The organism is Streptomonospora halophila (genome assembly GCF_039542725.1).
In the GTDB taxonomy this organism is placed as follows: domain Bacteria; phylum Actinomycetota; class Actinomycetes; order Streptosporangiales; family Streptosporangiaceae; genus Streptomonospora; species Streptomonospora halophila.
Genome location: NZ_BAABIK010000004.1, coordinates 135,939 through 147,935, shown reverse-complemented (window position 1 = coordinate 147,935; position 11,997 = coordinate 135,939). Strand labels below are relative to the sequence as shown.

Sequence of the window (11,997 nt, the reverse complement as noted above, 5' to 3'; positions counted from 1 at the left end):
CCTCGCACAGGCGGCACCCGGCCCCCATGGCCGGCGCGGACGCCGGTGAAGACACCCTCGCCCACGGGCAGATCGCCCGTGCACCCGGCCATGCCGGACCGCCCCCGCACCCCCGACCAACAGCGGCGACGAACCCACCGGCATCGACAAACAACACCCCGCGACCCACACCAGACGCCCACGGCGCCCGCGCCCCCGAGCAAGCACCCCGCACCGCGCCCGCCCAGCACTCCGCGACTCGCACGGAACCCGCCGCGACCTGCGGCTGCCCGCCACGGGCGGCCCCTTCCATGGCCGGTCGGCTCAGCCCTCGCCGGGAGCGAGCCGACCGCGGAGCCAGCGTTCGACCTCCAGGATGTGCGTGGTGGCCGCGGCGCGGGCGGCGTCGGGGTCGCGGTCGCGCAGCGCCTGGTAGATGCGTTCGTGGTCCCCGCGCAGCCGGGCGGTCAGCCCGGCCTCGCGGTGGCCGTGCCACACGCGCGCGTTGAAGGTGCGCGAGGAGAGCCCGTCGTTGACCGCCACCAGCGTCGCGTTGCCGGTGATCTCCACGATGGCCTGGTGGAAGTGGAGGTCGGCGGCGACGGTCTCGCCCTCGCTCTCGCCGGTGCCGATCCGGTCCAGGATCGCCGACAGCCGGCGCAGCTGCACGTCGTCGGCGCGTGCCGCGGCCAGGGCGGTGGCGGCCGGCTCCAGCATGCGGCGTACCTGCAGCACCTCGACCAGGGTCTCGCCCTGGGAGATCTCGGCGAGCACGGAGAACGTCTCCAGCAGGTCGCCGGGGCGCAGCCTCGTTACGTAGACCCCGGCGCCGTGGCGCACCTCCAGCACGCCGAGGGTGGTCAGGGCGCGGATCGCCTCGCGCATGGAGCTGCGCGAGACGCCGAGCTCGGCCGACAGGTCGCGCTCGGTGGGCAGGCGGTCGCCCGGGCGCAGCAGTCCGGCGGCGATCATCCCCTTGATGTGCTCGATGGCCCGCTGGGTCACCGGCAGGCGCTCGGCCGGGGCCGTGTCGGCGCCGGCGTCGGCGGCGTGGTCGGGCGTGCTCACCGGTGCCTGCCTTTCGTGGGTCGTGGGTGCGCGCCCCGGCGGCCGGGGCGCATCGCCGCCGGGCGGGTGCCCGCGGCGCACCCCAATCTTGACATCCGAGTCGGACGCGGCGTAGAAGTGGTCGGACCAATCGTACGGAGCGACGCACTCCTGGCCGGACTGCGCCGCCGTTTCGGTTGGTATGCGAAGAAAGACCACCACTGCCCGTCGAGTGGAAATCGGACCACTGGCCACGGCCCGGCCGCAGGCGGAACTGCGTTCGGCAGGCCCGCCGCATTGCCGCGCCGGTGCGGCGGACCCGTCCTGGTGGCGGGGCGGGTCCGGGCGCGCCCGCGCAGCGGCGGCCGGGCCGGAGATCGAGGGAGCGCATGCGGATCGCGTTGTTCATCACCTGCGTGAACGACACCCTGTACCCCAGGACGGGGCAGGCTGTCGTGCGCCTGCTGCGCCGGCTCGGCCACGAGGTGGTGTTTCCCGAGTCGCAGACCTGCTGCGGCCAGATGCACTACAACACCGGCTACCGCCGCGAGGCGCAGAAGCTGGCGGTGCGCTTCGTCGAGACCTTCGCCGACGCCGACGCCGTACTCGCCCCCTCGGGGTCCTGCGCCGCCATGGTCCGCGACAACTACCCCCGGCTGGGCGAGCCCGGCAGCCACCTCGACCGCGCCGTGTCCGAACTGGCGCCGCGCGTCTACGACCTGTCCGAACTGCTCGTCGACGTCCTCGGGGTGACCGACGTGGGCGCCTACTTCCCGCACACGGTCACCTACCACCCCACATGCCACGGGCTGCGGCTGCTCAAGCTGGGCGACCGCCCCTACCGGCTGCTGAGCAACGTCCGCGGCATCGACCTGCGCGAGTTGGAGGGCTCCGCGGAGTGCTGCGGCTTCGGAGGCACGTTCGCGATGAAGAACGCCGACGTCTCCGCCGCGATGGGCGGCGACAAGGCCCGCAACGTCGCCGCCACCGGCGCCGAGGTGCTGTGCGCGGTCGACAACTCCTGCCTGATGCACATCGGCGGCACCCTGCAGCGCCAGCGCGCCGGGGTGCGGACCGCCCACCTCGCCGAGATCCTCGCCTCGACCGAACAGGAGCCGGCACGGATATGAGCCCCGAGCACCGGACCGGCCGCCGCACCGGCGGCGACCGCTCCCCGGCGGGCCGCGCCGCCGGGCACGCGACGTTCATGGGCATGCCGCCCTTCCCCGAGGCCGCGAAGAGCGCCACCGGCGACTCCCAGCTGCGCCACAACCTGCGCAAGGCCACCCGCACCATCCGGGACAAGCGCGCGGGCGTGGTCGGCGAGCTCGACGACTGGTCGGACCTGCGCGCGGCGGGCAAGGCGATAAAGGACCGCACGCTGCGCCACCTCGACGGCTACCTGGAGCAGCTGGAGGAGGCCGTGACCGCGGCCGGCGGCCGGGTGCACTGGGCCGCCGACGCCGGCGAGGCCAACGAGATCGTCACCGGCCTGGTGCGCGCCACCGGCGAGAGCGACGTCGTCAAGGTCAAGTCGATGGCCACCCAGGAGATCGAGCTGAACGAAGCGCTGGCCCAGGCCGGGATCACCGCCTACGAGACCGACCTGGCCGAGCTGATCGTGCAGCTCAGCGACGACCTGCCCTCCCACATCCTGGTGCCGGCCATCCACCGCAACCGCGCCGAGATCCGCGAGATCTTCCGCGACCGCATGGCGGCCTGGGGCGTGCCCGCGCCGGAGGCGCTCAGCGACGACCCGCGCGCGCTCGCCGAGGCCGCCCGCGTCCACCTGCGCGAGCGGTTCCTGCGCACCAAGGTGGCGATCTCGGGCGCGAACTTCGCCGTGGCCGACACCGGGACGATGGTGGTGCTGGAGTCGGAGGGCAACGGGCGGATGTGCCTGACCCTGCCGGAGACGCTGATCTCGGTGGTGGGCATCGAGAAGATCGTGCCCACCTGGTCGGACCTGGAGGTGTTCCTGCAGCTGCTGCCGCGCTCCTCCACCGGCGAGCGGATGAACCCCTACACCTCCACTTGGAGCGGCGTGACGCCGGGCGACGGCCCTCAGGAGTTCCACCTGGTGCTGCTGGACAACGGCCGCAGCGACGTCCTCGCCGACGAGGTGGGCCGCCAGGCGCTGCGCTGCATCCGCTGCTCGGCGTGCCTGAACATCTGCCCGGTCTACGAGCGCGCCGGCGGGCACGCCTACGGCTCGGTCTATCCCGGCCCGATCGGCGCGATCCTCACCCCGCAGTTGCGCGGCACCGCCTCGGAGCCCGAGGCGTCTCTGCCCTACGCGTCGTCGCTGTGCGGCGCGTGCTACGAGGTCTGCCCGGTGGCCATCGACATCCCCGAGGTGCTGGTGCACCTGCGCGAGGAGGTCGCCTCCTCGGCCGGGCACCGCGCCGAGAAGGCCGCCATGGGCGCTGCCGGATGGGTGCTGGGCGGCGAGCGCCGGCTGGGCGCCGTCCAGCGCGCGACCTCGGCCGTGCGCTCGCTGGCGCCCCGGCGCATGCCCGGGCCCGCGGCGGCCTGGACCGACACACGCGACATCCCCGACATCCCCGCGGAGTCGTTCCGCTCCTGGTGGCGGCGCGAGGGCGCGGCGGAGGACGCGGACGGCGGCGCGGGCGGGGAGCGCGGCGGGCAGGAAGGCGGTCGGCGATGAGCGGCTCCCGCGAACGGGTGCTGGGGCGCGTGCGCGCGGCCCTGGCCGACGTCCCCTGCGGCGAAGGGCCGCAGGACGTCGTGGTGCCCCGCGACTACACCCCCTCCCACGGCCAGGGCGATACCACGGCGCTGCTGGTCGACCGGTTGGAGGACTACAAGGCCGCGGTGCACCGCACCACCGCCGAAGGGCTGGCCGGCACCCTCGCCGACGCCCTGTCGATGCGGGGCGCCCGGCGCGTCGCGGCCCCCGACGACGCCCCGGCGGACTGGTTCGCCCGGGTCGGGGCGGAGATCGTGCGCGACAGCGCCCTGGACGTGGCCGGGCTGGACCGGATGGACGGCGTGGTCACCGGGTGCGCGGCGGCGATCGCCGAGACCGGCACGATCGTCCTGGACGCGGGCGAGGCCCAGGGCCGGCGGGCGCTCACACTGATCCCCGACTACCACCTGTGCGTCGTCGAGCTGGACCGGGTCGTCGCCGGGGTCCCCCAGGCCCTGCCGCGCCTCGCGCCGGAGCGCCCGCTCACCTGGATCAGCGGTCCTTCGGCGACCAGCGACATCGAACTCGACCGCGTCGAGGGCGTGCACGGCCCGCGCACCCTGGAGGTCGTCATCGTCGAGTGAGGCGGCGGCGGGCGCGGGTTCGCCCGCCGCGCGGCGCCTCCGCCGCCGTCCGCGCGGGACCACAACGCACTCGCCGTGTTCGGCCCCTCGGGGCGTGCTCCGATCACCCGGCGCGTCGGGACAGCACAGTCGGCGCCCCGGTCAGCGGCCCTGATCGCCCATGACCCTTGATCCCGGGCGCCCGACAGCTCCCATCGACGATCGAGCTGTGATGTCCCGGCATGTTGGTAACAGCCGACACGCCCCCAACAGCGGTTGAACAAGAGGAGGGCCTTTTGATCCCGCTGTGGATGTGACGTCCGCACCGACTCAGGAGGCCCTCATGTGCCACCGTAACCCCCCGCCGCCCCCACCGGGCGACTGCGTCTGGCGCGCTGCATCGTCGATGACGACTGGAGCCGCCGCCAGGCCGCCGAACGCTTCCACATCTCACCCAAAACCGCCCACAAACGGTCCGGCGCTACCGCGATGCGGGCCGTGCCGGCATGGCCGATCGCCCCATCTGCCCGCACCACAGTCCGGCCCTCACCCCCGCGGCAACCGAGCAGCAGTGCTCGACCTGCGCCGCGGCCACGGCCCGGACCCGCTCCGGTTGGCCGCGCGCACCGGCCTGGCCGCCTCCACCCGCCACCGCGCCTGTCCCGCCGCGGCCTGCCCCCGCTGACGACCTGCGATCGGGCCACCGGCACCCCGGTGCGCCGCTACGAACGCGCCGCCCCCGGCGACCTGCTCCACATCGACGTCAAGAACCACCTGTGCCGGGTTCCTGCGCCGGGCCATCGCCTGGTTCACCGGCCACGGCGTGCCGGTGCAGCGGGTGCTGACCGATAACGCCTGGGCCTATTCCAAGGCCGCCTGGAAGGCCGCCTGCAGCGAACTGGGAATCCATCCGCGCTGGGCCCGTCCCTAGCGGCCCCAGACCAACGGCGAGGTCGAGCGGTTCCACCGCACTCTGCTCCGGGAGTGGGCCTATGCGCGGCCCTACTCCTGCGGCAAGGACCGCCAGGCCGCCGACCCGGGCCTTCTGGACCGGTCCAACTATCACCGGCCCCCTGCCGGGATCGGCGGCCGCACTCCCGTCGGCCGGGGTTCCTAACTCGCGGGCGTGCACGGCTAGCCCGTTCCGCGCTCGGTGCAGACCTCGTCGGAACGGGCGATCTCGTCCACGCTCAGCACGGCCACGACCGTGAAGCAGTACTCCCGGCTCGTGTTCAGGCCGCTCACGGTGGCCTCCGTCTCGCCGGGCCCGGCGTCGGCGAGGTTGGCCGGCGTCGTGCCCACCGGTCCGCCGATGACGTGGTGCGAGGCGTCTCCCCCGCTGTTGTCGGTCCACGCCACGACCACCGCGTCGCCGCTGTCGTCCAGCGTCACACCGGTGGGGGCCGCCGCCGGGTTCGTGCCCGCTGCCGGCGCCGGCGGGCCGCTGGGGCCGCCGGAGGCGCCCGGCCCCTCCTCCGGGGCGGACGAGGGGCCTTCACCGGCGCCGGCCTGCTCCATGAGGTCGCCGCCCAGGCCGGGGCGCAGGATCGCCACGGCGCCGACGGCGACGACCACGAACCCGATGGCCACGACGGCCACGGCGATGTAGAGCGGGCGGCGCCGCACGGGCTGGGCGGGAGCCGCGGAGGGCGGCGCCGGAGCCTCCGGGGCCTGAGGCGGGGCGAACGTCGGACCGGGCTCCTGCGCCGCAGCGGAGGGGAGCCCGCCCCCGCCGCCCCGCGAAGCCGCTTCCGAGCCGTGTCCGGACGGGCCGGTGCGGGGGCTGTGCGTACCCGTCCAGCCCGCCAGTCCCGCCCAGGCGTCCTCGGGCCGCTCGCCGGGCACGGCCGGACCGCCGCCGGCGGCGGCCGACCCGCCCGTGCCGCGCAGCGTGTCCACGGCCTCGTGAAGCGCCCACTGCGCGGAGCCGTCGCCGGCGGGGCCGTGAGCGGGGGCGCCCGCTCCGCCGCCGTCGGCGGCCGGGCCAGATGCGGCCGCCTCGTGCCCGGCCGGTTCCGCCCCCGGCCCGGGCGCGCCCTCGCCGGAGGCGTCCCATCGCGAGCCGGACGCCTCCGGTGCCGCGCTCGCGCCGGCGTCCGCTGCCGCGGCACCGGCGGCCCCGGCCGCCCCCGCTCCGGCCGCATCTGCGGAGCCGACCGCGCCCGCGTCCGGCTCCCGCGCGCTCTCCCCCGCCGATGCGGCCGGCACCGCCGCTTCGCCGGCCAGCGCGGCCGCGAAGCCGGCCGCGGTGGCGTAGCGCTCCTCCGGGTCCTTGGCCAGCGCCCGCCCGAACACCGGGCGCAGGGCGCCGGGCAGGTCGGCGCGCGGCAGCCGCGGCGGAGCGGCGCCGAGCGCCTTGTCGCGGTACTCGAACGGGTCGACGCGCTCCTGCTCCGACCCTTCGCCGAAGGGCGGATAGCCGGCCAGCAGCGTCCACAGCGTGGAGGCGAGCCGGTAGACGTCGGAGGCCGGAACGGCCGGCTCGCCCCGCAGCGCCTCCGGCGGCGCGTGCAGGACGGCGTCGGGATCGGGCCCCGGCGCCGGGAAGGGCTCCCCGATCGGCCGCACCGCGCCCGCGTCGGCCAGCAGCGCGCCTGCAGAGCACCGCAGCAGGTTCGCCGGCTCCACACCGTGGTGCAGCAGCCCCTGCTCGTGGACGGCGTGCAGTGCCGACGCCGCCGCAACCCCCGCGCGCACCACCTCCTCCACCGGGAGGGGGTGGCGCCTCCTCAAGTTGGCGGCGTAGTCGCCCTCGGCGCAGTAGTCCATGGCCACGAACGCGCGACCGGAGGAGGTGCGGCCGCGGCCCAGAACCGCGACCACGCCCGGGAGCCGGGCGAGGTCACGCAGCCGCTCGATCTCCGCCTCGCCGCCGTCGTCGCGCATGACCTTCAGCGCGGCGGGCTCGCCGCCGCCGTCGCGCAGCGCTCGGTAGACGGTGGAGGCGGCGCCGCGGTGCACGACCTCCAGGGAGTGGAAGCCCGGGGCCAGGCTGCTTTCGTGCTCCGCGCCGCTCATCGGCGTCCTCCATCTCGCTGGTCGCGCCGGCGTGCCGGTGCGCGCAGTGTCCCGGGCGCGGCCCCGGGCGCCGGTCGGTCGGTCACCGGTTCCTCCAGAACAGGGGGCGGGGGTCGAGCCACCAGGTGAGCCTCCGGCCGCGGCCGCGGCTCGCGCGCAGTGCGCGCAGGTGGGGGCGCGCACCCCCGGCGACGCGGTCCGCGGCGGCGCCGTCGATCCCGGCGCCGGCCGCGGATGCGCCGAAGGAGACGCTGTTGACGGCGGCGGCCAGGCGGTCCAGGTCGGGCTGTGCCCGGGCCCGCGCGCCTTCGGGCAGCAGGCCGCGCGCCAGCGCGGCGGTGTCGGTGGCGGTGTTGCCGGGCGGCGGCGCCGCCCGGCACATCCGCAGGGTGTCGCCCAGTTCCTGCCAGGCGCCCAGCACCCGCGCCTCGGCGGTCCCGCCGCCCAGGCGCCGGCGGGTGCGGGCCAGCCGCAGCACCGGCACGGCCAGCACGAGCGCGAAGGCGCCCGCCGCGGCCGCGCCGGCGGGCCGCCACCAGGTGCCGGAGGAGCGGCTCGGGGGCGCGGCGACGTCGTGCGGATCGGCGTCCGCGCTTGCGTCGGTGCCGTCCTGCGCGGCATCGGCCTCCTCGGGTTCGGGGGCGCTCTCGGGCGCTCCGCCGGTGTCCTCGCTGTCCTCGCCGCCGGGCGTGACGGCGAAGGGCACCCAGCCGATGCCGTCGAAGTAGACCTCGCCCCAGGCGACCGCGTCGCCCGTGCGCACGCGGTAGCGGCCGCCGCCTTCGTCGGTTCCGGGCCCGAAGCCGACTGCGACGCGGCTGGGCAGGCCCGCGGCACGCGCGAGCATCGCGAAGGCGCTGGCGAACTGCTCGGAGGTGCCTCCCCCGCCCTTCCGCCCGGGCTCGGCGAGGATCGCGGCGACGTTGGCGTAGCCGTGCCCGCCGGGGGTGCGGGGGTCGAAGGAGTGGGACTCCCGCAGATACCGCGCCAGCGCCCGGGCGCGGTCGTAGGGCGACCCCTCGGCGGCGACGGAGCCGACGATGTCGTTGAGGATCGGCGGCGCGCCGGCGGGCAGCTCGCGGTAGCGGTCGAAGACCTCGCCGGCCGGTGTGGAGGCCTCGGCCAGCTCCGCGGGCCGCCACCTGGCGACGTCGCCGGCGGTGCGGTAGGTGCTCTCGTCCAGCGGCCCTTCCATGCGGACGACGGTGCCCGACACCGGCGCGTAGCCGAGCGAGGGCAGGTCGACGCGACGGGGCGCACCCACGACCGGAACCCAGGTGCCCGGCAGGTTCGGGTCGACCGTTATCTCGGCGGTGACCCGCCGGGCGTGCGGCGGCGGGGGCACGGGTTCGGGCAGCACGCGCCCGGCGGCGCGGTATCCGCCTTCCGGCAGCCAGGTGGTGCCGGTGAAGTCGCCGAGCGCGACCCAGCGCAGGTCGACCGGCTCGGGCGCGGAGACGGTGAGCAGCGGCTTGTCGGGATGGGCCGCCCATCCGGCCAGGTAGCCGAGCGGGTTGAGCGCCGCCTGCGGGCTGACCGGAGGGCTCAGCGCCGCGCGGGGGTCGCCGGGCCGGGCGTCCCAGCCGGCGAGCAGCACCGGGCCGCCGACGACCGTCGCGGCGGCGGCGAGCACCGTGGCCAGTCCGGTGACCAGGGCGCGGCGCAGCGCCGCGGAGCCGGAGCGGTGCACGCCCGGCTCCACCCGCACGGTCAGCGCCGGGGACGGCCCCCGGTCCGCTTCGGAGGCGGCGCCGGGTGCCTCCTCCGGGGTGCTGACCGCCATCAGCAGCGCCGCCGCCGCGGCCAGCATGCCGATGGCCGGGAACCCGGGGGGTGCGACGGGCCCGTTGAGCACGACCGCGCCCACGAGCAGCAGCAGGCCCGGCAGCAGGGCGAGCCCGGTCCGCCCGCTGCGGTGGGCCAGCGCCTGGGCGGCGCCGGTGAGCCAGGTGGCGAGCATCGGCAGCGCCAGGGTGTCGACGCTCAGCGGCGTGGGCGCGGCACTGGTGAGAATGCGCGCCCCCGAGTGCAGCACCGCCTCGGCGGCCCCGCCCAGCACCCCCGCCCCCTCGCCGGGCAGCAGGTGCGCGCAGACGCCGACCGCGGCCAGCGGCAGGGGCAGTCCGGCCAGGAGCGCCGCCGGGCCGCTCAGCCGGCCGCGCAGCAGCAGGGTCGCCGCCACCGCGGCCAGCGCGCAGGCCGGCAGGACCGCGTAGACGGCCGCGGGGGCGGCGTAGCCGGGCGCCACCGCGATCCCGCCGGCTGAGGCCGCGACGACCAGCGCCGCCGCGGCGAGCAGCGTCCGCGTTCCCGGTGGTGTGCGCGGGGACCGCGGCGGAGGTGCCGCCCCCGGACCCGCGGCCCGGCGGGGCGGATCGCTCACCGCGACCATGGCGCCTCGTTCCAGCGTTCGGCGAAACCGGCGGCGTCTCCGGCGGCGATCAGGGTGACCCCGGAGGGGGCGGCCGGGCGCTCCTCGGCGCCCACGACGGCGGCCAGCAGCCCCGCGTAGTGGACGCCGAGCTGCCCGAACAGCCGCACGTCGGCGTCGCTGAGCGCACCGCTGACCAGTACCGCGGTGTCGCCGGCCGGCCGGGTGCGGGCCAGGCGCAGGGCGCGTCCCAGGTCGGCCCCGGCGGTGGGCGCCGCCTCGGCGAGCAGGTCCAGCAGGGGCGCCAGCCCTGCGGTGCTCTCCCGGCCGCGGCCGCTGACCAGGCGGAGCTCGCAGTGCAGGGCGGAGCGGACGCCGGTGGCCAGGATCGAGGCGGCGGCGCCGGCGACCTCGTCGAGCCGGGCGTCGCCGCCGGGCGTGGGCCGGTCGTCGACCAGGACGCACACCCGCGTCTGGGAGGTGTCGACGAACTCGCGCACGACGAGCCTGTCCAGCCGCGCGGAGCTGCGCCAGTGGACGTGGCGCAGGTCGTCGCCGGGGACGTAGTCGCGCAGGGTGTGGAACGTCAGTGTGCCGGCGCGGGCGCCGTCCACGGCGCCGTCGGGGTCGGCGACGCGGCCCACCGGCACGGCGCGCAGCCGCTCCCAGCGCGGGTGCACCCAGATCCGGTCGGCTGCGCCGCACGGGCGGTGCAGCGCGGCCAGGCCGAAGGGGTCGCTGCGGCCGGCCCGCACCGGCCCCAGTTCGACGACGCCGCGGCGCGCCGCGGTGATCCGGTAGCCCGAGCCGCCCGTGGCATGCGGGGCCAGCGGCGGCAGCCCCACGGCCCGCTCTCCGCCCGCGCCCGCGATCCGTTCGCTGACCTGCACGCCGCGCCGGCCCGGGTTGCGCACGCTCAGCCGCACCCGCAGCTCGGCGCCCGGTGCGCTGCGTCGACCGGGCAGGGACCGCTCGGTCAGCACCGCGGGCGGGCGCCCCACCAGCAGTACCGCGGCCAGCACCGCGGCCAGGGCGAGCCCGCCGAGCAGCGCCAGCTCCTGGTAGGCCGAGACCACGCCCGCGGCGAGTAGCAGCGCCCCCGTGGCAGCGACCAGCCATCCCCGTCCGGTCGGCATCAGCGGCCCGCCGACCCCGAGTGCCGCGGCTGGGGCGCCGGGGTCTCCTCCAGGACCTCCCCGAGCACGTCGGTCCCGGTGCGCCCGCCCACCGACGCCTCGGGCGAGAGCACCAGGCGGTGCGCCCACACGTGCGGGGCCAGCCGCTTGACGTCCTCGGGGTTGACGAAGGTGCGGCCCGAGGTGAGGGCGAGGATGCGGACGATGTGGGCCATGGCCACCGTGGAGCGGGTGGACAGGCCGACGCTCAGCGCCGGGTGCTCGCGCGTCGCGTGCGCCAGGCGCAGCACGTACTCGTAGACGGAGTCGTGGACGTGCACGCGGCGGGCGGCCCGGGCGATGCGGGCCATCCGGTCGGCGTCGGTGCGCGGCGCCAGGTCGTCGGGCGAGGTGAGGCCGTCGCCGCGGATGATGGCCAGTTCGGCGGCGTGGTCGGCGTAGCCCAGGGACAGCCGGATCAGGAACCGGTCGAGCTGGGCCTCGGGCAGCCGGTAGGTGCCGTCCATCTCGACGGGGTTCTGGGTGGCCACGACGAGGAACGGCGAGGGGACCAGGTAGCGGGAGCCGTCGACGGTGACCATGCCCTCCTCCATGACCTCCAGCAGCGCCGACTGGGTCTTGGGCGAGGCGCGGTTGATCTCGTCGGCGACGACGACGTTGGCGAAGACCGGGCCGGGGTGGAACTCGAACTCACGCGTGCCCTGGTTGAACACGGTGACGCCGGTGACGTCGGAGGGCAGCAGGTCGGGGGTGAACTGCACCCGCCGCCATTGGCCGTCGACGCAGGAGGCGATGGCGCGGGCGAGCGTGGTCTTGCCGGTGCCGGGCACGTCCTCCAGCAGGATGTGGCCTTGGGCGAGCATCGCGACCAGGGCCAGGCGCACGACCTCGGTCTTGCCGAAGAGAGCCGCCTCGACGGCGGCGGCGATGCCGTCGAACTCGTCGGCGTGGACGGCCGCCTCGTCCGCGGTCACGGGGCCGGAAGCGGCGTCGGACTCGGGTCCGGCGGGAACGTGGTTGGTCACAGAGGGTCTTTCAACGGGTCTCGGTCGGGAGTAACGGGGGCTGCCATCATGCCTCGGCGCCTGCCGTGCCCCGGGTGCGCGGGGGCTGCGGCTCCTGCGGGGGCGCGACCCGCCGCCACCGAAACGCGGTCGTCCGCGGCGCGGGCGC

At 76.6% G+C, this 11,997-nt stretch carries 8 protein-coding genes and 1 pseudogene; 4 read left to right on the top strand and 5 right to left on the bottom strand.

What is annotated here, in order from left to right:
- Window positions 1-303: 303 nt before the first annotated feature.
- Window positions 304-1,047: a FadR/GntR family transcriptional regulator gene (locus tag ABEA15_RS05365; protein WP_345555718.1), complete on the bottom strand. Its 744-nt coding sequence runs from the start codon at window positions 1,045-1,047 to the stop codon at window positions 304-306.
- A gap of 368 nt (window positions 1,048-1,415) precedes the next feature.
- Here ABEA15_RS05365 and ABEA15_RS05360 point away from each other — a divergent pair, with 368 nt between their 5' ends.
- From ABEA15_RS05360 to ABEA15_RS05345, 4 genes and pseudogenes are all read left to right on the top strand, one after another.
- Window positions 1,416-2,156: a (Fe-S)-binding protein gene (locus tag ABEA15_RS05360; protein ID WP_345555717.1), complete on the top strand. Its 741-nt coding sequence runs from the start codon at window positions 1,416-1,418 to the stop codon at window positions 2,154-2,156.
- A gap of 83 nt (window positions 2,157-2,239) precedes the next feature.
- Entirely contained in the window at window positions 2,240-3,694 is a 1,455-nt protein-coding gene (locus tag ABEA15_RS05355; RefSeq protein ID WP_345555769.1) for a lactate utilization protein B, read from the top strand.
- The gene (locus ABEA15_RS05350) at window positions 3,691-4,320 is read left to right on the top strand and encodes a LutC/YkgG family protein (protein WP_345555716.1); all 630 of its coding nucleotides are present in this window, start codon (window positions 3,691-3,693) and stop codon (window positions 4,318-4,320) included. The genes ABEA15_RS05355 and ABEA15_RS05350 overlap by 4 nt, the downstream gene beginning before the upstream one ends.
- Before the next feature lie 322 nt (window positions 4,321-4,642).
- Window positions 4,643-5,416: pseudogene (locus ABEA15_RS05345) on the top strand (integrase core domain-containing protein).
- A 17-nt stretch (window positions 5,417-5,433) separates the two neighbouring features.
- Here ABEA15_RS05345 and ABEA15_RS05340 read toward each other — a convergent pair.
- The 4 genes from ABEA15_RS05340 to ABEA15_RS05325 form a co-directional block, all read right to left on the bottom strand.
- Window positions 5,434-7,317: a serine/threonine-protein kinase gene (locus ABEA15_RS05340; protein ID WP_345555715.1), complete on the bottom strand. Its 1,884-nt coding sequence runs from the start codon at window positions 7,315-7,317 to the stop codon at window positions 5,434-5,436.
- 82 nt (window positions 7,318-7,399) lie between these two features.
- Window positions 7,400-9,709 carry a transglutaminase-like domain-containing protein gene (locus ABEA15_RS05335; protein WP_345555714.1) on the bottom strand — a complete coding sequence of 770 codons (2,310 nt, stop codon included), beginning with the start codon at window positions 9,707-9,709 and terminating at the stop codon, window positions 7,400-7,402.
- A complete protein-coding gene (locus ABEA15_RS05330) occupies window positions 9,697-10,824 on the bottom strand; it encodes a DUF58 domain-containing protein (protein ID WP_345555713.1) in 1,128 nt (375 codons plus the stop codon). Before ABEA15_RS05330 ends, ABEA15_RS05335 begins: the two co-directional genes overlap by 13 nt.
- The gene (locus ABEA15_RS05325) at window positions 10,824-11,798 is read right to left on the bottom strand and encodes an AAA family ATPase (protein ID WP_425579364.1); all 975 of its coding nucleotides are present in this window, start codon (window positions 11,796-11,798) and stop codon (window positions 10,824-10,826) included. The genes ABEA15_RS05330 and ABEA15_RS05325 overlap by 1 nt, the downstream gene beginning before the upstream one ends.
- Between the last annotated feature and the right edge of the window lie 199 nt (window positions 11,799-11,997).

Excerpts from the sequence above, each read along its gene's own strand:
- ABEA15_RS05340 (WP_345555715.1), bottom strand. The coding sequence starts at position 7,317 with ATGAGCGGCGCGGAGCACGAAAGCAGCCTGGCCCCGGGCTTCCACTCC.
- ABEA15_RS05330 (WP_345555713.1), bottom strand. The coding sequence starts at position 10,824 with ATGCCGACCGGACGGGGATGGCTGGTCGCTGCCACGGGGGCGCTGCTA.
- ABEA15_RS05360 (WP_345555717.1), top strand. The coding sequence starts at position 1,416 with ATGCGGATCGCGTTGTTCATCACCTGCGTGAACGACACCCTGTACCCC.
- ABEA15_RS05350 (WP_345555716.1), top strand. The coding sequence starts at position 3,691 with ATGAGCGGCTCCCGCGAACGGGTGCTGGGGCGCGTGCGCGCGGCCCTG.
- ABEA15_RS05335 (WP_345555714.1), bottom strand. The coding sequence starts at position 9,709 with ATGGTCGCGGTGAGCGATCCGCCCCGCCGGGCCGCGGGTCCGGGGGCG.
- ABEA15_RS05355 (WP_345555769.1), top strand. The coding sequence starts at position 2,240 with ATGCCGCCCTTCCCCGAGGCCGCGAAGAGCGCCACCGGCGACTCCCAG.